The following is a 21,084-nucleotide window of genomic DNA, read 5'->3' on the forward strand; positions in this document are numbered from 1 at the left end:
AAGGTCCTCTCACTTACGATTGAAGTGAAGCACGATATTCTGAAAGCTGCTCATTTGAAAGCAATGATCGTTTTTCCGCTCTCTCTTTTTGCACTAAATCTTCAACAGCATCTTCAATGTTAAAGATTTTCATAAATAGATCTAACGATTCTTCAGCATTCGGTTCAGCTGAAAGCTCTTTCACTTTTACAATAGGATCTCTTAACAATTGATTGATGATGCTTTTCGTATGCTTGCTAAGCAGCTTTCTTTCCCGCTCTGTTAAATTAGGCATTTTCCGCTCAATGCTTTGCATCGTTTCTGCTTGAATGGATAATGCTTTTTGACGAAGAGCTGAAATAACCGGAACAACTCCTAAGGTATTAATCCATTGTTTAAATTGAACAATTTCCCCTTCAATCATTAGTTCAATTTTCTCAGCAGCGATTTTTCGTTCCTGCAGATTTGCCTCAACAATTCCCTGTAAATCATCAATATCATATAGGAAAACACCGTCTAATTCTTCAAGCTTTGGATCCAAGTCACGAGGCACTGCAATATCCACCATGAATAATGGACGGCCTTTTCTTAATCTTTCAACATTAGCCATCATATCTTTTGTAATCACAAAATCCTTAGCACCAGTCGAACTGATAAGAATATCCGCTTCAACTAAGCCACATTGCAATTCATTGATCGCTTTCGCTTTTCCATTAAAGCGACTGGCGAGCTCTTGTGCTTTTTTAAGCGTTCTATTCATGACCGTGACTTCCCCTACACCGCTTCCATGAAGATTTTGCACGGCAAGTTCGCCCATTTTCCCGGCCCCTAAAATAAGCACATGCTTATGTTTTAAGTCGCCAAATATTTTCTTCGCTAATTCAACAGCCGCATAACTAACTGATACTGCATTAGCCCCGATATCTGTTTCTGAGTGGGACCGTTTTGCCAGTGTTATTACCTGTTTAAATAACTGATTAAAGATTGTGCCTATAGTTTGCTGTTCTTGAGCTAGCAAAAAGCTTGTTCGTACCTGCCCTAAGATTTGCGTTTCCCCTAGAATCATTGAATCTAATCCGCACGCAACTCTATATAAATGCTCTAATGCACCATCATGTTCATAGATCATTAAATACGGTGAAATCTCTTCTTTATCTAAGCCGAACCATTCTGCAAGAAACGCCTTAATATAATAGCGTCCAGTGTGAAGCTGGTCGACTACCGCATAGATCTCTGTACGATTACATGTAGACACAATGACATTTTCCAGTATGCTTTTTTGGTCTTTTAACTGTTTCATCGCATCTTCAAGCTCGTTCGGTTGGAATGAAAGCTTTTCGCGAATTTCAACAGGGGCTGTTTTATAGTTTAAGCCGACAACTAGTATATGCATTTTTTCCTTTACACCCCCACATGCAAAGTTCCCTTTAAGTATAGTATACCATCCCTAATTTCAATCTCGTTTCATAAAATGTGAACAGTTTTGAAACTCTATGGTATGATAAATAAGATTTATAAATTGTACAATTTTTCAGTTGACTTGTAAATTTATCAGTCATAAAATCTGACATAGATTTTACACGATTTGACAAGATTCACATACTCTCCACTCTGTACAATAACAAATATTAAGCTGCTAATCAAGTTATCGGTTTGAAAGAACCCTTTACTTTCTTTTCATTAAAGCATTTAACAAGATATTATTATGTTATGAGGTGTTCCTTTGAAAAAACTATCTTTATTACCTGGAATAATCTTACTAGGGATAGGCATTTTTTATTCTCTCCAAAAATTAAATATTCAATTATTCGAAAATCAACAAAGTTGGCAAGGATTGCTCATTCTTTTAGGTGCAGCATTCTTAATAAGCGGACATTTCGAAAAGGACAATACGGCCATTCTTCCAGGCATCCTCTTATTTGGTCTTGGAATTCACTTTATTTATCAGCCAAAGCTGCCGACATGGCCAGATCATCCAGCTGCATTTTTATTTATTTTATCGATTGGAATGCTGCTTACAGCAGCGCGAACAAAATCAGGCTATGCAACCGGGATGCTGCTGCTAGCAATCGGATTATTTCTACACTTCTTTCAAACCATTATCCAATCATTTTCTATTGTTGAAAATGGGGCAGAGCTTATCGAGAGCTATTGGCCATTTTTAATGATTTTAATAGGTAGTCTCTTATTGTTTGTTAAAAGGAGAAAATAATTCTCTAAAGCAAAAGGGTCCCTAACAAACACAAAATCGTGTTTGTTGGGGACCCTTTTATGCGATATAATCTCCAATCAATTTCCAAGCTTCCTCTTTCCCTTGGCCGGTTTCAGATGAAAATAATACAAATGAATCTGATTTTTCCATATTTAAGGTATCCTTAATAACCTTTACATGCTTCTGCCATTTGCTTTTAGGAATTTTGTCCGCTTTTGTAGCGACAATCATGGTCGGAATTTCATAGTGCTTTAGAAATTCGTACATTAACACATCATCGTTTGTAGGAGGATGACGCACATCGATTAACAATACAACTGCCCTAAGCTGCTTGCGGGTGGTGATATACGTCTCAATCATTCTTCCCCAAGCCTCACGTTCTTTTTTGCTAACCTTTGCATATCCATAACCTGGTACATCAACAAAATGCAGAATCTCATTAATGAGATAAAAGTTTAAAGTTTGTGTCTTCCCAGGCTTTGAAGATGTGCGTGCAAGGTTCTTTCTTGCAAGCATCTTATTGATAAACGATGATTTTCCTACATTTGATCGACCTGCAAGAGCAATCTCTGGGAGATCTCCTTCGGGATATTGATCCGGCTTTACTGCACTTATAACGATTTCAGAACTAGTTACTTTCATTGCTTCTCCCCTGCTAATGCATGTTTTAAAACTTCATCAAGATGTGACACAAGCACAAAGTTAAGCTCCTTACGGACACTTTCAGGAATATCATCTAAGTCCTTTTCATTTTCCTTAGGTACAATGACTTTCGTTAAGCCTGCACGATGGGCACTAAGTGATTTTTCTTTTAAGCCGCCAATTGGCAAAACTCTTCCCCTTAATGTAATTTCACCTGTCATACCAACCTCTTTACGTACTGGTCTCCCAGTTAATGCTGAGATTAATGCAGTAGCCATTGTAATTCCAGCTGACGGACCGTCTTTTGGAACAGCACCTTCTGGTACGTGAATATGAATATCATTCTTCTCATGAAAGTCTTGATCAATCTGAAGCTCTTGTGCCCTAGAGCGAATATACGAAAAGGCTGCCTGTGCAGATTCCTTCATCACGTCCCCAAGCTTTCCTGTCAAAATCAGCTTTCCTTTTCCTGGTGCAACCGATACCTCAATTGATAACGTATCTCCGCCAACAGTAGTATAAGCTAATCCTGTTGCAACACCGATTTGATCCTCAAATTCAGCTTGACCATATCTAAAGCGATGTTTACCAAGATAATCTTCAAGATTTTTATCTGTGATGATAATTTTTTTACGCTCTTCTTTCACAATAAGCTTTGCAGCTTTTCGACAAACAGTAGCCAATTGACGCTCTAGCCCACGCACACCTGCTTCTCTCGTATAATAACGGATAATGCTTTGAATTCCGTCGTCACGTATTTGTAAATGTGATTTTTTAAGACCATGTTCTTTTAATTGCTTTGGCAATAAATGGTCTTTTGCAATATGCACCTTTTCCAGTTCTGTATAACCGGCGATATTAATAATTTCCATACGATCACGCAGCGGGCCTGGAATGGTAGCCAGATTGTTTGCCGTTGCAATAAACATAACCTTTGATAAATCATATGTCTCTTCAATATAGTGATCACTGAAGCTATGGTTTTGCTCGGGATCTAATACTTCAAGCAATGCCGCTGAAGGGTCGCCTCTAAAGTCGCTGGACATTTTATCAATTTCATCTAATAAAAAGACTGGATTAATCGTGCCAGCTTTTTTCATTCCTTGAATAATTCGTCCAGGCATTGCTCCGACATATGTTCGGCGGTGACCGCGAATTTCAGATTCGTCTCTAACACCGCCAAGTGAGATGCGGACGAAATGACGGTTTAATGATTTTGCTACAGATCGTGCCAGTGATGTTTTCCCCACTCCTGGAGGGCCTGCTAAACATAAGATCGGTCCTTTTAACGAGTTGGTTAGTTGTTGCACTGCAAGGTACTCTAAAACACGCTCTTTTACCTTCTCAAGACCATAATGATCCTCATTAAGAATTTCTTCAGCTATGTTAATATCTAAACGGTCTTCCGTTGCTGTTGTCCATGGTAATGAAAGTAGCCATTCAATATAATTACGTATTACAGCACTTTCTGCTGAGCTTGAAGGAACCTTTTCATACCGGTCCAATTCTTTTAAGGCAACGACTTTAATATTCTCAGGCATACCTGCTTTTTCAATCCGTTCAGAGATGGAAGATACCTCCCCACCCTTGCCTTCCTTTTCACCAAGCTCTTTTTGAATAGCCTTCATTTGCTCACGAAGATAATATTCCTTTTGAGTTCTTTCCATCGAACGCTTTACACGTTGTCCGATTTTTTTCTCAAGCTGCAGGACTTCTTTCTCGTTATGGAGAATCGAGATGACTTTATTTAGTCTTTCTTTTACATCAAGTGTTTCAAGTACCTCTTGCTTTTCTTTGAGCTTTAAAGGCAAGTGAGAAGCGATAATATCCGCCATTCTTCCAGGCTCATTAATATCTGTTACCGTAGCATATGTTTCAGCTGAAATTTTCTTTGCAAGCTTTATGTATTGCTCAAAATATTCTAGCATCGTTCTCATTAACGCTTCTTCTTCAACACTTTTTTCCTCAGGATCCTTATAGACAGCAACTTCTACAGAATAATAATCATCTTCTTCAAGAAAGCGTTGAATTTCTCCACGCTCGATTCCTTCTACAAGTACCCGGATGGTACCATTCGGTAACTTTAACATTTGCTTGATTTTAGTTAATGTACCAATTTCATAAATATCTTCTTTTTGCGGCTCATCTATGGCAACTTCTTTTTGTGTCGTTAAAAAAATGATATGATCATCCATCATGGCTTTTTCTAACGCCTGAACAGATTTATCTCTCCCTACATCAAGGTGTAGTACCATTGTTGGATATACTAACAAGCCTCGCAGCGGTAGGAGGGGGACGATTTGAGTATTTGCTTTCGCCATGCGCTTATACCTCCATGACATAATAATAAGTTCTTGTACAATTCTATCCTATTCTCTTTTAAGTGTCTATTTGAAACCACTACACTCATTTAGGTAGTATACCCCATTCACTAACAGATAAAAAGTGAGAGTTGGTCGAAATAGGAGCAAATTATTCGAGATCTGTCCCCTATTTCGTAAAGAAGGGGTCAGTCCCCTAAAAAGTTTTATACTAATTACTTAGTAATAAACTCTCTAGAGGACTGACCCCGGTATTAAAGCTTCATACCGATTCCTGATGTGGAAATGCTTGTGTGTTTTTTTGCAGCAAAGGGCTGGTTCTTTCTGTTGGTGGATTGACAAGAGCTATGTCAAAGACTTCTTGTAAGTGTGTTACGGGTACAATGTTTATGTCATTAATATCTTTTAAAATTGATTGCATGTTTTCTTTTGGAATGATCACTGTCTTTGCTCCAGCTTTTTTTGCCGCTTTGATTTTCGGAATGACCCCTCCAATTGGTTTGACATACCCGTGGATACTAATTTCTCCTGTCATGGCAACCGTATGATCAATTGAGATTTTATGAATCGCAGAAAAGATTCCTGTTGCCATCGCTATTCCTGCCGATGGTCCATCAATTGGCGTGCCGCCTGGGAAATTTACATGGATATCATAATCACCTGCATGAATTCCCATAGACCTAAGAACAGTTATGACATTTTCAATTGAACCTTTTGCCATACTTTTCCTTCTAATTGATTTTGAACGATCCCCGATGCTTTCTTCTTCAACAATTCCGGTAATATTGATGGAACCCTTATCTTTCTCTGCTGGAATAACGGTTACTTCTATTTCTAATAGAGCTCCTGTATTTGGGCCATATACAGCTAATCCATTCACTAAACCTACCATAGCCTTGTTATTAATCTTTTTCTCATGTCTTGGTGTTAATTGGCTTGAATGGATTACCCATTCAATGTCTTCAACAGTTATTTCATTTCGATCCTCTGACATCGCCATCCCTGTAGCGATTTGCATTAAATTGACTACCTCACGGCCATTGCGGACATATGAGGTTAGCATATCTATTCCTTCATCATTTACAATCATATTTACCTTATCCGCTGCTTTTCTCGCAACTATGGCAAGTTCATCCTGTTCAAGCTCCCTGAAGAAAACTTCTAAACATCTCGAGCGAATAGCTGGCGGAATCTCGTTAGGTGTTCTCGTTGTTGCACCAATTAAGCGAAAATCAGCCGGCAAACCATTTTTAAAGATATCGTGAATATGGTTTGGTATTTGTGTATTTTCTTCATTATAATAAGCGCTTTCCAAAAATACTTTACGATCCTCTAACACTTTTAATAGCTTATTCATTTGAATAGGATGAAGTTCACCAATTTCATCTATAAACAGAACTCCCCCATGTGCATGGGAAACCGCTCCTTGCTTCGGCTGAGGGATTCCTGCTTGCCCCATAGCCCCTGCTCCCTGATAAATGGGGTCATGTACAGAGCCGATAAGAGGATCAGCAATTCCTCTTTCATCAAACCTAGCCGTTGTTGCATCCAATTCAACAAAAACAGCATTATCCTTAAATGGTGATCTCACATTCCGTTTTGCTTCCTCTAATACAAGTCTTGCAGCAGCTGTTTTTCCGACACCAGGCGGTCCATAAATAATGACATGCTGAGGATTTGAACCACAAAGCGCTGCCCGCAAAGAGCGAATTCCATCTTCTTGTCCCACAATATCCTGGAAACTCTTTGGTCTTACTTTTTCAGCTAACGGTTCTGTTAAACGAATCGCCCTCATTTTTCTTAATTGTTCCATTTCTTTTTTTGATTCACGATCTATTGAGATTTTTTGCGTTCTTTGACTTTTTAACAAATTCCAAAAGTACATCCCGATGATAATTCCAAAAAACAGCTGAATAAACAAAGCGATACTTGTCCAACTCATTGTAGTCCCTCCTGCTAAGGTGTCTTGATTACCGCTACTTGTTGTGCAAAAATAACCGAATTTCTAAATCAAGAAACTTTTCGGTCATACTTATCTCGTCCTTTTTCGTCCATTTGTAAGTGAGTTTTTCAAAGATGAACAAAATTGTTATGTAATTAACCGGGTTCTACTCACTTAAAGCTGACAAAAGGCAAGCCTCTGCTTGCCAATATCCAGGCAAAAATATTCGATTGATCTTTATAGTATGGAGCGGTTTATTTATAGCTAGTATCTCCGAGGTTTAGCAGGAATAAACATGTTAAAATTAAGAAAAGCACAAGGTGCTTTCCTTAGCCTAGGGCAAATAAAACACTCATGAATAGAACGTTCTTTGCCTTCAATTCATGAGGGGCTAGGCGCTGGACAACTAAGATAAAATTTTATACTTTACCTTTATAAAAAGGAAGCTGATTTGAGCTCAGCTTCCTTTTTGGTGTGATACACTTTTTATGCAGATGTTTTTTTATCTTCTTGAATAACTGTTCCATCATTTAAGATAAGTTTTGGCGGGGTATTGCCGGTAACTGTTTCAGCAGTAATGATTGTTTTCACAATATCTTCACGTGATGGAAGATCAAACATCATATCGAGCATAATTCCTTCAATAATAGAACGCAGGCCACGAGCACCAGTTTTTCGTTCAATTGCTTTTTTCGCAATTTCAATGAGGGCTCCTTCTTCAAACTCAAGTTCAACGCCATCAAGATCTAACATCTTTTGATATTGTTTAACCAGAGCGTTTTTCGGTTTTGTTAAAATTTCAACTAAGGCGTCCTCATCAAGTGGTTCTAGGCTTGCAATAACCGGTAAACGGCCAATAAACTCTGGGATTAAACCAAATTTCAATAAATCTTCGGGCAGTACCTGTGAAAGCAACGCTTTTTTATCGAGATCAGCATTTTTATTTTCTGAGCCAAAGCCAATCACTTTTTTACCAAGACGGCGCTTGATAATTTGTTCAATTCCGTCAAACGCACCACCGCAAATAAAAAGAATATTGGTTGTATCAATTTGGATAAATTCCTGATGTGGATGCTTTCTTCCACCCTGTGGAGGAACACTTGCTACCGTACCCTCAAGAATTTTTAGCAATGCTTGCTGAACACCTTCACCTGAAACATCACGTGTAATGGATGGGTTCTCAGATTTGCGAGCTACCTTATCGATTTCATCAATATAGATAATTCCTTTTTCTGCTTTTTCAACATCATAGTCTGCAGCTTGAATAAGCTTTAATAAAATGTTTTCAACATCTTCCCCAACATATCCAGCCTCTGTTAATGAAGTTGCATCAGCAATCGCAAAAGGTACATTTAAAATGCGTGCCAAAGTTTGTGCAAGCAGTGTTTTACCACTTCCAGTAGGACCAATCATCGCAATATTACTTTTAGAAAGCTCAACATCATCAATCTTACTGTTTGAATTAATTCGCTTGTAGTGGTTATATACAGCAACAGCTAAGGATTTCTTAGCCTGGTCTTGACCGATTACATACTCATCTAATATTTCATTAATTTCTCTTGGTTTTGGAACATCTTTAAATTCAACTTCTTCTTCAGTTCCAAGTTCTTCCTCAACAATCTCAGTGCAAAGCTCAATACACTCATCACATATATAAACTCCAGGTCCAGCAACCAGCTTGCGAACCTGATCTTGAGTTTTACCGCAAAATGAACATTTTAACTGTCCTTTTTCGTCGTTAAATTTAAACATTGTTTCACCCCTTGTATCTTTATCTCACTCTAATGATTCTGCCCCACCCCAATAAAAAGCTTTCTATTTCAAGTATAATCAGGTCATTGCAGGTAGGTTGTTCTTCCTTACACATATGTAAAGAAATTAATTGTAAAAACAGGTGTATGTATTGCATTTTACCATAAGTTATAGGTTAACAGGTAATGATACTACTTCAACTTTAAAAAAGGTTATAAAATTTAATGGAATATATTCTAACTATTCCCCAACTAATTAACCCTTCATATAGCTTTGAAAACATTTTATTACTTCATGTGTATGTATGTATTGGCTTTCTTATATCATTCCCAAAGGAATATAAATAAAACATGATTGTATAAAACAAGGCACGATCCAATCGCGCCTTGTTCTTTAATTATTATTATGCAACAACTTTGCTATTTTCCACAAGAAAATCGATCGCTTTACGAACTTTTAAGTCTTCTTTTAGACCTTCAGCTGATCCGCCTAATGCTTGTTTAATGCTTTCAACAGGCATGTTGTACATTTCAGCCATTTTTGTTAGTTCTGCTTCAACATCTTCATCAGAAACTTGAATATTTTCAGCTTTAGCAATTGCTTCAAGTGTTAAGTTGTATTTTACGCGCTTCTCTGCATCTTCACTCATTTGAGCTTTTAATGCTTCTTCATCTTGACCTGAGAATTGGAAGTAAAGATCAAGATTCATACCTTGCATTTGAAGACGTTGCTCAAATTCCTGCATCATGCGGGAAATTTCATTTTCAATTAAAGCATTAGGAATGTCAACTTCCACACCTTCTGCTGCTTTCTCAACTAATGTGTCACGTAATTTATTTTCTGATTCAGTCTTTTTTGCTTCTTCAAGACGAGTTCTTGTTTGAGCTTTTAGCTCTTCAAGTGTTTCAACTTCATCGTTAACATCTTTAGCAAATTCATCATCTAAAGCTGGAAGCTGTTTAGATTTGATTTCATGAACTTTCACTTTGAAAACAGCTGGTTTACCGGCAAGGTTTTCTGCGTGATACTCTTCTGGGAATGTCACTTCAACATCCTTTTCAGCTCCTGCTTCTAAACCGATAAGCTGATCTTCAAAGCCTGGGATGAAAGAACCTGAACCAATTTCTAATGAATAGTTTTCAGCAGCTCCGCCTTCAAAAGCTTCTCCATCAACATAGCCATCGAAGTCGATAACAGCAGTATCGCCGTTTTCAATAGCACCTTCTTCTTTTACAACAAGCTCAGCATGGCGTTCTTGAAGTTGTTTTAGTTCGTTTTCAACATCTTCATCTGTAACAGTATCGTCTAATTTTTCAACTTCTAGACCTTTATATTCACCTAATTTTACTTCAGGCTTAACAGTAACTTTTGCAGTGAAGATTAAACTCTTACCTTTTTCAATTTGTTCAACATCAATTTCAGGACGATCAACTGGCTCAATTCCAGCTTCGTCAACTGCATTTGGATATGCTGTAGGAAGAATGATATCTAATGCATCTTGATATAGAGATTCAACACCAAAGCGCTGCTCGAACATTCCGCGTGGAACCTTCCCTTTACGGAAACCAGGAATAGAAACCTGTTTAACCACCTTTTTAAATGCTTCATCAAGTGCTTTAGTGAATTCCTCAGCTGGAACTTCAACCGTTAGAACGCCATCGTTCCCCTCTAATTTTTCCCATTTTACTGACATATGTTGTTCCCTCCAAAAATCTATAATGATGTGCGAATAAGTGATAAGTTTATCGATGTGGCTGCTTGTCCAGTTTTAACAATCATCCACATCGATATACCTGTTTATGTACGGTAGTAATAACCGATTGCTAACCTTGCTAAAGGATTTCGCATTATTGAAACTTCCACTCGTGAGAATCTCCTCATCCCAGGCATTGTTAGTTTCACTTACCTCAGTTCATACTGTCATTAACTCGCTAGACAGGTTAGAACGGGATAAAAAAGAAGGCTCATTTTGCCAACAATAAAATGACCTTACTACGATCATCACTATTTTGCAACCATTTTATTATAACATAGAAAAGATTCCTTTCAACATATAGCCTCATATTTGCATATAAGAAATTTCTTCTATTTGATAAATTTTTTTACATGCTTCATGTAATGAGGGCATTGAAAGGTTATATAAGTCCTTTATCTCTTCAGGATCCAGTGTGATTCCATGCATTTCATACCCGACCATATGCAATGCTGCTGCCCATAAATTAGCATCTGTCGGCTTAGGAAGCAAAGGAAAAAGAACATATAAATGACGAATCCAAAGCTCCTTTACCGCCTCAAAAAGGGTTGGATTTTCATTACCAAGTGTATCATCTAAAATCGTTAGCACTTTTTTTGTAAACGGCAAATCAGATAGATCATCAAGCTGTGCAGGTATAACGGTTACTGTTTCCCCGAATTTATAAACCGTTACTTCCTTTTCAACTTCATTTTCAATCATCAAGTGCAGGATCATTGATTTAATCATAGGATGACTATTCGGATTTTCTAATAGCAACTTAAGCGAAGAAAAATGCTTGCTTAAATTCCGATCTCGTAATGATTGGATATAAGCCATTTGCTTATTTGTATTTTCTAAGATGTCTTCAATATATAATGGCTGCTCCTCATCATCCGATTCCATAATATCCTCATCATTTTGTGTCATCTTCCGGCTAAATTCTAACAATTTATAAAAATGCTCAGCACTTTCTGCAGGAAGTTGATTCTCCTCTAACACCGCTTCAATTGTCGTTTGAACCTCTCTGTATTCCCGAAGCTGAATCAAAATCGTTAAATAAATTTGCAAAACTGTAAAGTAGTGGCCGATATCTTCCAGAAGCATTTTTTTGCATATTTCCTTTGCCTCTGCAAGCTCACCCAGTTCCATAAAACATATGGCCATCCCTAAGTGAAGCTCAGCCTTATCTTCTTTTAATTTTTTTGCTTCAGAAAACATATTTAGAGCTTCATGATATTTTTTCTCTTTTAATAAATCCATTCCCTTTTCAATATAACGGTCCTTTAAATTAGGAAAGGGAATAACTTTTGAGCGCTTTTTCTTTTCCATTATGTTGGTCAACTCCAGCAACCTTTCTTTGTTTTCAAGTTTATCAATCCAACTCTTGGAAAACAAGCAGTTCCTTTCTAAGTAGAAAAAAAGAGCTGCATTATAAAAATGTAGCTCTTCTTTCTACTTCAAATTTCTGGATTTTCTCATCATAATTTAAGGTTAAGTCTATTTCGTCTTTCCCATGCAGAAGCATATCCTTCCAATAAGGGTCTACGGCAAATGTCTCCGATAAATTTTCATTGTCAGTAAGCTTTTGTTCTTCTAGATTGACTTTCAGCTCATATCCTTCAGCATTTGCTTTTTGGCGTATTACATCTAAAACAGCTTGATCTAAAGTGATTGGCAGTAAACCATTTTTCAAACAGTTTTGATGAAAAATATCTGCGTATGATGGTGCTAAAATGACTTTAAATCCATAATCGGAAAGCGCCCATGGAGCATGCTCGCGAGAAGAACCGCAACCAAAGTTCTCACCTGCCAATAAAATGGTAGCTCCCTTGCTTTTCTCTTGATTTAATTCAAATTCAGGGTTTTCAGAACCATCAGGAAGATATCTCCAATCGAAAAAGGCGAAGCGGCCGTAGCCTGTTTTTTCGATTCTTTTAAGGAATTGTTTTGGAATAATTTGGTCTGTATCAACATTGGCTCTATTTAAAACAGCTACTTTTCCTTCATGTGTTGTAAAAGGTTTCATTTTGCCCCTCCTATTAAGCGTGAATTTTCTCCTGAATATGGCGTATATCTACAAATCTGCCATGAATCGCTGCTGCCGCTGCCATGGCCGGGCTAACTAAATGTGTTCTTGCTCCTTTTCCTTGTCTTCCTTCAAAGTTACGATTAGAGGTTGAAGCACAGCGTTCACCTTCAGGAACGACGTCGTTGTTCATGCTTAAGCACATGCTGCAGCCAGATTCTCTCCATTCAAAGCCTGCTTCTTTAAAAATCTCATCCAAGCCTTCTTCTTCAGCAACTTTTTTAACAGTTTGAGATCCCGGTACAACAATTGCTCGTACAGTAGGAGCAACCTTTTGTCCTTGTAAACTTTTAATAACTTCTGCAGCCTGTCTCAAGTCTGTTAAACGTGAATTCGTACATGATCCGATAAAGACATGGTCAATTGTAATATCTTCAATTTTCATATTTGGCTGTAAGCCCATATAGTCAAATGCACGCTTTGCTTCATCGATTTCTTCCTCATGATTGAAGCTATTTAAATCAGGTGTTTTTTCATCTACACCTACAGCCATACCTGGATTTGTTCCCCATGTTACCATTGGTGCAATGTCCTCACCTTGTAATGTGATGACTTTGTCATACTCAGCACCTTCGTCAGTTTTTAACGTTTTCCAATATTCAACAGCTTTTTCGAACTCTTCACCTTTAGGTGCATATTTTCTACCTTTAATATAAGAGAATGTTGTTTCATCAGGTGCAATAAGCCCTGCTCTTGCTCCAGCTTCAATTGACATATTACAGATGGTCATACGCTCATCCATTGATAAGCTTTCAATAACTTCACCTGTATATTCAATAATATAACCAGTACCAAAACGAACGCCATACTTTCCAATGACAGCTAAAATAACATCCTTTGCTGTTACTCCTTTTTGAAGCTTACCTGGAATATGGATATTTAACGTTTTAGGACGTTGTCTCCAAATCGTTTGTGTTGCGAGAACGTGCTCTACCTCACTTGTCCCAATTCCAAAGGCAATTGCTCCGAATGCTCCATGTGTTGATGTATGGCTATCTCCACAAACGATTGTTTTTCCTGGTAAGGTCAACCCTAATTCAGGACCAATAACATGGACAATACCTTGATCCTCACTCTCAAGGTCAGCTAAACGAATGCCAAATTCCTTACAGTTTCGTTCTAGAGCACTAATCTGATTTTTTGCTACCTCATCGTTAATGACAAATCGATTTACCGTTGGAACGTTATGATCCATCGTCGCAAACGTTCTGTCCGGTCTTCTTACTTTACGGTTTTTTTCGCGTAAGCCTTCAAAAGCCTGCGGTGATGTAACTTCATGGATTAAATGTAAATCGATATATAATAAGTCCGGTTTCCCCTGCTCTTGTTGGACTATATGCTCATCATATATCTTTTCAATTATCGTTCTTGGCTTCATAGTCATAACCTCCTTTATAGATGGAAAAATGAGGGGCTGACGAAAGCGAATGTCAGACCCCTCAAACTCAATATAAATAATAAGTCCTAAAAAACTTTGTCATTACATATTGGTCTTATTAAATTCGACTGTCCCCAAACTGGTCAGTTCCCTTTTTACGGATTAAGAATAAGCTTCCATAATGTTTAAAATAGCGTGGTCATCTGCAAGGGCATTCTTAATTTCTTCGCCAATTTCCTTAGTAGTTAGAAACTTACCGCCCTCAGCCAGATCAGCTGTGCGGTTCCCGGCATTTAATACATTATCAACAGCTTTTTCTATTGCTTTTGCTTCTTCTTCTAAACCGAAAGATTGACGAAGCATCATCGCAGCTGAAAGAATTGTCGCTACTGGATTTGCAATATTTTTCCCAGCAATATCTGGTGCTGAACCGTGGACAGGCTCATATAAATGCAAGCCTCCTGAAGATAAACTTGCTGAGGATAGCATTCCAAGTGAACCAGTGATCATGGATGCTTCATCACTTAAAATGTCACCAAACATATTTTCCGTAACAATCACATCAAATTGTCTAGGTGAACGGATGATTTGCATTGCTGCATTATCAACCAGCATATGTTCAAGTGTGACGTCTGGATATCTAGCTGCTACCTCTTCTGCCACTTCTCTCCAAACACGGCTTGATTCTAAAACATTTGCTTTATCAACTGAAGTGACGTGCTTGCGGCGTTTCGATGCTATTTCAAATGCTGAAACTAGGATTCGTTCGATTTCATAGCGTTTATAAAGCAATGTATCGACAACCGCATCCTCACCTTCATGAACAATCCGCTCACTTGGTTTCCCGAAATATAATCCGCCTGTTAGCTCTCGAACGATAACAAAATCTACTCCATTTACATACTCTTTCTTTAAAGGGGAAGAGTCTAGCAAGCTTTCAAATGTTTTAATCGGACGCAGATTTGCATATAAGTCCAGTTCTTTACGTAAAGCTAATAGTCCGCGCTCAGGTCTTAATTCAACAGGATTTTGATCCCATTTTGGACCGCCGACAGCACCTAAAATGATAGCGTCAGATTCCTTACAAATACGAATTGTTTCCTCAGGCAGCGGATTGCCTTTTTGATCAATTGCGTCTCCGCCAATAAGTCCATAATTAAATTGAAATTGATGATGAAAATGTTCTGCAATAGCTTTTAAGATATCAACTGTGACATCAACTACTTCTTTACCTATTCCATCACCCGGTAATAATGCAATTGTTTTTTTCATATTCCCTTCCCCCTTCGAGTGATTTTAAATTAGCAGACTTGCTTCTAGAGTTTGTTTAGGTAGTTCAGAAAGTAATGTCATCCGGTTAACTGCATTGATATAAGCTTTAGCTGATGCCTCTAATACATCCTGTGCCATACCTCTGCCGCTTGCTTCTGTTTCGCCAATTTTAATTTTGACATACACTTGGGCAAGTGCATCTCGACCGCCGCTATTAGACTGAATGCGATAGTCAATTAGATTAATCGAAGTACCAATACAGCGTTCTAAAGTATTGTAGATGGCTTCAACACTTCCTGCTCCTGTTGCAGCTTCCTGAATGATCTCATTTTCGGGATTAATTAACGTTATTGTCGCAGTTGGAACTTGAGATGTCCCATATTGAACCTGCAATGCACTTAACTCATAAGCAGCTTCTTTGCTCGCAACCTTTTCTTCTATAAGAAGGGCTTTTAAATCCTCATCAGAGATTTCCTTTTTCTTCTCTGTCAGTTCTTTAAATGCCATGAATAATTTATTAACCTCTTCATCTGAAATGTCATACCCTAATTCATGTAATCTATTTTTAAATGCATGTCGGCCTGAATGCTTACCAAGCACCATTGAATTTGTTGAGACACCTACAAGCTCAGGTGAAATGATTTCATACGTTGTTTTTTCCTTCAATACGCCGTCTTGATGAATGCCTGATTCATGGGCAAATGCATTTCGGCCAACGACAGCTTTATTTCCTGGAACAACCATTCCTGTAAGATTGCTGATAAGCTCACTAGATCGCTTAATTTCATTTAAAGTCAAGCCTGTTTTTGCTTTGTAATAATCGCTGCGGATATGGAGGGCAACTGCCACTTCCTCTAGCGCAGCATTACCTGCTCTTTCACCAATTCCATTTATGGTCCCTTCAATTTGGCCGGCACCATGTTCAATTGCTGATAGAGAGTTCGCCACTGCCATGCCTAAATCATCATGGCAGTGTGCGGATAGGATAATCTTATCAATACCTTTTACGTTCTCACGTAGATACGTAAAAATTTCTCCATACTCTTTCGGCGTAATATACCCGACTGTATCTGGAATGTTGATAACATTTGCGCCTGCTTCAATCACTTTTTCAACGATTTCAGCTAAATATGGAAGCTCTGTACGGCAGGCATCCTCTGCAGACCATTGAATGATCGGGAAATACTTAGTAGCATATTTCACAGCATCTACAGCCGTTGCAATCACTTGTTCTTTCGACTTTTTCAGCTTATACTCCCGATGAATCGGGGAAGTTGCCAAGAATACATGCAATCTTGGCTCTTCGGCAAATTTTAATGCTTCCCACGCTGCATCGATATCGTTTTTTACAGAACGTGCAAGTCCGGTAACAGAGCTAGTTTTAATTGTTTTCGCAATCTCTTGAACTGCTAATAAATCACCTTTTGATGTAGCAGGAAATCCTGCTTCAATAACGTCCATTCCGAGTCTTTCTAGCTGTTTTGCAATCTCCAGCTTTTCTTTTACATTAAGATTGACGCCTGGAGATTGCTCGCCATCACGGAGCGTTGTATCAAATAGGTTAATTTTTCGCACTCACACTCACCGCTTCTTTCTTGTTTTGTTTAGATTTTACGAACGGCATCATTGCACGAAGCTTCTTACCTACAACTTCGATTTGATGTTCATTTTCGTTGTTATTGATCGCGTTGAATTGAGGGCGGTTTGCTTGGTTTTCTAAAATCCACTCTTTCGCAAATTTACCTGTTTGAATATCTTTTAATACTTCTTTCATTGCTTCTTTAGAACGGCCATCTACAACACGTGGTCCTGAAACGAAGTCACCCCATTGTGCAGTATCAGAGATGGAATATCTCATTCCAGCCATACCATCTTCATACATTAAGTCAACGATTAATTTTAATTCATGTAAACATTCGAAGTAAGCAACTTCAGGCTGATATCCAGCTTCTACTAATGTTTCGAAACCAGCTTTTACTAATGAAGTTAAACCACCGCAAAGCACTGCTTGTTCTCCGAATAAATCTGTTTCAGTTTCTTCTTTAAATGTCGTTTCTAATACGCCAGCGCGAGCTGATCCAACACCTTTTGCATATGCTAAAGCTTTTTCTTTTGCTGTACCAGTTACATCTTGGTAGATCGCGAATAATGCAGGTACACCAGCACCTTCTTCATATGTTCTTCTTACTAAGTGTCCAGGACCTTTTGGTGCAACTAGGAATACATCAACATCTGCAGGAGGAACGATTTGGCTGAAATGTACGTTAAAGCCATGTGCAAATACTAAAGAATTACCTGCTTCTAAACCTGGTTTGATTTCTTCTTCATATACTTTTGCTTGTTGCTCATCTGGAAGTAGTACCATTACGATATCTCCAAGTTGTGCAGCTTCAGCTACTGATACAACATGGTGACCATCTTCAACAGCTTTGTTAAAAGAACCGCCTTGGCGAACACCTACTACTACGTCAACGCCGCTTTCTTTTAAGTTAAGAGCATGTGCATGACCTTGAGAACCATATCCAATGATTGCTACCTTTTTACCTTGTAATGCTGCTTCGTTTACGTCTCCGTTATAATATACTTTTGTCATGTATAATCTCTCCTTCAAAAAATGTAAGTTTATTAGTAGATCTTTTGCTTTTATATAAATCTTAAAACCTGTGCTTCAGGCAAGATTTTTACCTTTGTTAAACGATTGAAATAGGAACTTCCTTGGCAGCTCTTTGTGTGCCGCGAGTAAATGCAGTTGTTCCTGTTCTGGCAATTTCTTTAATGCCATATGGCTTTAATAAATCAATTAATACTTCGATTTTTGATGGCTCGCCCGTTACTTGTACGACAACACTTTCACGGCTGACATCAATCACCGTTGCCCGGAATGGCTGAATGAGTCCTTGAATCTCCATTCTTGTAGCAGGTGTTGACATCACCTTTATTAACGCAAGCTCTCTTGCTACAATTGATTGTGAGGTAATATCAACCACCTTAATCACATCAATTTGTTTATTTAATTGCTTTGTGATTTGCTCAACTTCTTTTTCTTCTTGAACATTTACAACAAGCGTCATTCGTGAAACACCTTCAGTTTCCGCATGACCTACTGTTATGCTTTCAATATTAAAATGTCTTTTCGAAAATAATCCTGTAATTCGATTTAAAACACCTGTTTGATTTAGTACTGTTAATGAAATTATCCTTTTCAAAGCTTTACACCTACCATTTCATGCAACCCTTTTCCTGAAGCTACCATTGGATAGACGTTTTCATCTTTGCTTACTCGTATATCTAATAAGACCGGACCGTCAGAAGTAATGGCTTCCTTTAATTTCTCTTCCCAGCCTTCAGTTCTTTCAATGCGAACGCCTTTAATGCCATAAGCTTCTGATAATTTAACAAAATCAGGTTGTGAAACAAATTTTGATTCTGAATAGCGTTCTTCATAGAATAATTGCTGCCATTGTCTTACCATTCCTAAAGCAACATTGTTTAAAATGACAACTTTAATTGGTAAGTTCAATTCATGGATAACTGATAATTCTTGAAGCGTCATTTGGAAGCCGCCATCACCTAAAACAGCAATAACTGTAGAATCTCTATCAGCTAATTGCGCGCCGATTGCAGCTGGCAAGCCGAAGCCCATTGTACCAAGTCCGCCAGATGTTACCCATTTATTTGGATTTTTAAAATTATAATATTGTGCCGCCCACATTTGATGCTGACCTACATCGGTTGTTACGATCGCTTCTCCATTCGTCCATTCATGGATTAGCTCTAGAACCTTTTGTGGTTTTAACTCAGTGTCTTCCTCATTATAAACAAGAGGATATTCTTGCTTATTTTTAGCAAGCTGGTCATTCCATTCCTTTTGATCACCTTGTTTGCCTTCTTGTTTAATTAGCTGTTCTAATACTAGCTTTGCATCACCAACGATCGGAATTTGTGTTGGAACATTTTTTCCAATCTCAGCTGGATCAATATCAATATGTGCTACTGTAGCTTTTTTAGCGAAATGCTCTAAGTTGCCTGTAACCCGGTCGTCAAATCTTGCCCCAACGCTGATTAATAAATCACAGTCATAAAGTGCCATGTTTGCGGTATATGTGCCATGCATTCCAGCCATTCCTAGGAATAGAGGATGATCAGCCGGAAAACCGCCTAAGCCTAGCAGCGTGTTCGCAACAGGTATTTGTTGTTGTTCAGCATATTCTGTCAATTCTTTTGAAGCATTTGCATGTAAAACACCTGCGCCTGCAAGAATCACTGGTTTTTTAGCGCGGCTTACTGCTTCAACTAATTTTCGAATCTGCAAATAATTCGGTTCACAAGTTGGTTGATAACCTGGCAAGTTGACAGGCATATCATAGCTGAAATCCCCTTCAACAGTTGCAATGTCTTTAGGAATGTCAATTAAAACAGGACCTGGTCTGCCAGTTGTTGCAATATGAAATGCTTCTTTAATAATTCTTGGAAGCTCGCTTACTTCACGAACTTGATAATTATGCTTTGTAATAGGAGTTGTAATTCCTAATATATCAGCTTCCTGGAAAGCATCTGATCCGATAACACTAGAAGCAACCTGCCCTGTAAAGACTACTAATGGTAATGAGTCAATCATCGCATCTGTCAAACCTGTAACTAAGTTCGTTGCACCTGGGCCTGATGTTGCAATGACAACACCTGGTTTTCCAGAGACACGAGCGTAACCTTCCGCTGCATGTATACCGCCTTGTTCATGTCGAGTTAATACATGGAACATACCAGAATTATATAGACTATCATAAATTGGTAAGACTGCTCCGCCAGGATATCCGAAAATTACTTCTACTTTTTCCTGCTTAAGTGCTTCAATTAGCATTAAAGACCCCGACATTGTATTTGTACATTTGGCAGTTGAGCTGTTCAACTGTACATTTGTACTCATTTTCTTTCCTCCCTTAGCAGGCTACTTTTAGCCCTTTGTTTTAGTTTTTCTGTTCTTGCTTGACTAAAAACAGCATATAAAAAACCTTCCCACCCCTCATAAGACTCCACAACAATTTGTGTGCCAAAGGGGCAAAAAGGTTAATAAACTTTTCGCGGTACCACCCTTCTTCATGGCCAAAAATGACCACCTTACGAACAGATCCACTGTTCACTTTGATAACGAGTACCGAAGAATGGGACTCGGTTAATCTTACTGTTGTTTCAGATTAACACTCAGAGGCGAGTTCATCATTTGGGAGTATCACCGGCTTCCAGCTACCCCGGTTCTCTGTAGATTCTTTACCAAAGACTACTTATCCTCTTCACCGTTTTCCTATATGCAGTTTATTAGCCAGTTTGAAGGCGATAATCCTTCAAGTGCTTATAATATCCAAGGGTGAAAGATCACCCAGTTCTCATAATTTGTTTTATTTTTTAATATATCCCTTCTAGCGAGTGAAAATCCACTAAAAGAGAAATCTCAAAAAGTTAGCATCAGAACATCTGAATGAAAGGAGAAATTCTCATTTTATTTAAGAATTTTCTACACTTTTTTAAATGTTCGTGTAACTTTATTTGAACTTATATTACGCTCTAGAAAAGCAAGTGTCAACAGTGTTTTATGAATTATTTGATAATTTAGATTTATCGGATTAGTTGTATCCGCTTTCATTGTTGATATGCTTGGAATGACTTTTTTAAAAAAATTTTGAAGAATTTTTAAAATCCGCAACTGCGGAAATCGTAGGATAGAAGAAGAATGTTAAGCAGGAGAGCTTGACAAGTAAAAAAGTGATCTT

15 protein-coding genes and 1 other annotated feature are annotated in these 21,084 nt (G+C 38.1%); of the genes, 1 reads left to right on the forward strand and 14 read right to left on the reverse strand.

Annotation, left to right across the window (positions count from 1 at the left end):
- Window positions 1-13: 13 nt before the first annotated feature.
- The gene (gene hemA / locus ACSVDH_RS20720; protein ID WP_439249952.1) at window positions 14-1,372 is read right to left on the reverse strand and encodes a glutamyl-tRNA reductase; all 1,359 of its coding nucleotides are present in this window, start codon (window positions 1,370-1,372) and stop codon (window positions 14-16) included.
- A gap of 330 nt (window positions 1,373-1,702) precedes the next feature.
- Here hemA and ACSVDH_RS20725 point away from each other — a divergent pair, with 330 nt between their 5' ends.
- On the forward strand, window positions 1,703-2,191 hold the full coding sequence (locus tag ACSVDH_RS20725; RefSeq protein WP_439249951.1) for a LiaI-LiaF-like domain-containing protein: 489 nt from the start codon (window positions 1,703-1,705) through the stop codon (window positions 2,189-2,191).
- Between the two features lie 57 nt (window positions 2,192-2,248).
- Here the strand turns inward: ACSVDH_RS20725 and yihA are convergent, their stop codons facing one another.
- The 13 genes from yihA to ilvB all read right to left on the reverse strand — a co-directional run bounded on the left by yihA (window position 2,249) and on the right by ilvB (window position 20,243).
- Entirely contained in the window at window positions 2,249-2,833 is a 585-nt protein-coding gene (gene yihA / locus ACSVDH_RS20730) for a ribosome biogenesis GTP-binding protein YihA/YsxC (protein ID WP_299091769.1), read from the reverse strand.
- On the reverse strand, window positions 2,830-5,154 hold the full coding sequence (lon, locus tag ACSVDH_RS20735; RefSeq protein ID WP_299091772.1) for an endopeptidase La: 2,325 nt from the start codon (window positions 5,152-5,154) through the stop codon (window positions 2,830-2,832). The genes yihA and lon overlap by 4 nt, the downstream gene beginning before the upstream one ends.
- A gap of 262 nt (window positions 5,155-5,416) precedes the next feature.
- The gene (gene lonB / locus ACSVDH_RS20740; RefSeq protein WP_439249950.1) at window positions 5,417-7,096 is read right to left on the reverse strand and encodes an ATP-dependent protease LonB; all 1,680 of its coding nucleotides are present in this window, start codon (window positions 7,094-7,096) and stop codon (window positions 5,417-5,419) included.
- Between the two features lie 486 nt (window positions 7,097-7,582).
- Window positions 7,583-8,848, reverse strand: a complete 1,266-nt coding sequence (gene clpX / locus ACSVDH_RS20745; protein WP_299091778.1) for an ATP-dependent protease ATP-binding subunit ClpX — start codon at window positions 8,846-8,848, stop codon at window positions 7,583-7,585.
- Window positions 8,849-9,251: 403 nt separating this feature from the next.
- Window positions 9,252-10,541, reverse strand: a complete 1,290-nt coding sequence (gene tig / locus ACSVDH_RS20750; protein ID WP_439249949.1) for a trigger factor — start codon at window positions 10,539-10,541, stop codon at window positions 9,252-9,254.
- A gap of 366 nt (window positions 10,542-10,907) precedes the next feature.
- Window positions 10,908-11,915: a tetratricopeptide repeat protein gene (locus tag ACSVDH_RS20755; RefSeq protein WP_439250308.1), complete on the reverse strand. Its 1,008-nt coding sequence runs from the start codon at window positions 11,913-11,915 to the stop codon at window positions 10,908-10,910.
- A 97-nt stretch (window positions 11,916-12,012) separates the two neighbouring features.
- Window positions 12,013-12,609: a 3-isopropylmalate dehydratase small subunit gene (gene leuD, locus ACSVDH_RS20760; protein WP_439249948.1), complete on the reverse strand. Its 597-nt coding sequence runs from the start codon at window positions 12,607-12,609 to the stop codon at window positions 12,013-12,015.
- 13 nt (window positions 12,610-12,622) lie between these two features.
- Window positions 12,623-14,047, reverse strand: a complete 1,425-nt coding sequence (leuC, locus tag ACSVDH_RS20765; protein WP_439249947.1) for a 3-isopropylmalate dehydratase large subunit — start codon at window positions 14,045-14,047, stop codon at window positions 12,623-12,625.
- 162 nt (window positions 14,048-14,209) lie between these two features.
- Entirely contained in the window at window positions 14,210-15,319 is a 1,110-nt protein-coding gene (gene leuB, locus ACSVDH_RS20770) for a 3-isopropylmalate dehydrogenase (protein WP_439249946.1), read from the reverse strand.
- Between the two features lie 24 nt (window positions 15,320-15,343).
- The gene (locus tag ACSVDH_RS20775; protein ID WP_439249945.1) at window positions 15,344-16,894 is read right to left on the reverse strand and encodes a 2-isopropylmalate synthase; all 1,551 of its coding nucleotides are present in this window, start codon (window positions 16,892-16,894) and stop codon (window positions 15,344-15,346) included.
- On the reverse strand, window positions 16,881-17,912 hold the full coding sequence (ilvC, locus tag ACSVDH_RS20780) for a ketol-acid reductoisomerase (protein ID WP_299091790.1): 1,032 nt from the start codon (window positions 17,910-17,912) through the stop codon (window positions 16,881-16,883). Before ilvC ends, ACSVDH_RS20775 begins: the two co-directional genes overlap by 14 nt.
- A 97-nt stretch (window positions 17,913-18,009) precedes the next feature.
- Complete coding sequence (gene ilvN, locus ACSVDH_RS20785; protein ID WP_299091793.1) at window positions 18,010-18,525, reverse strand: acetolactate synthase small subunit; 516 nt, start codon at window positions 18,523-18,525, stop codon at window positions 18,010-18,012.
- Window positions 18,522-20,243, reverse strand: coding sequence for an acetolactate synthase large subunit (ilvB, locus tag ACSVDH_RS20790; protein WP_299091795.1), 1,722 nt, complete (start codon window positions 20,241-20,243; stop codon window positions 18,522-18,524). The genes ilvN and ilvB overlap by 4 nt, the downstream gene beginning before the upstream one ends.
- 124 nt (window positions 20,244-20,367) lie before the next feature.
- Window positions 20,368-20,620, reverse strand: a binding site (T-box leader).
- Window positions 20,621-21,084 lie beyond the last annotated feature (464 nt).

This window comes from Metabacillus sp. Hm71 (assembly GCF_051842955.2).
Lineage (GTDB): Bacteria > Bacillota > Bacilli > Bacillales > Bacillaceae > Metabacillus.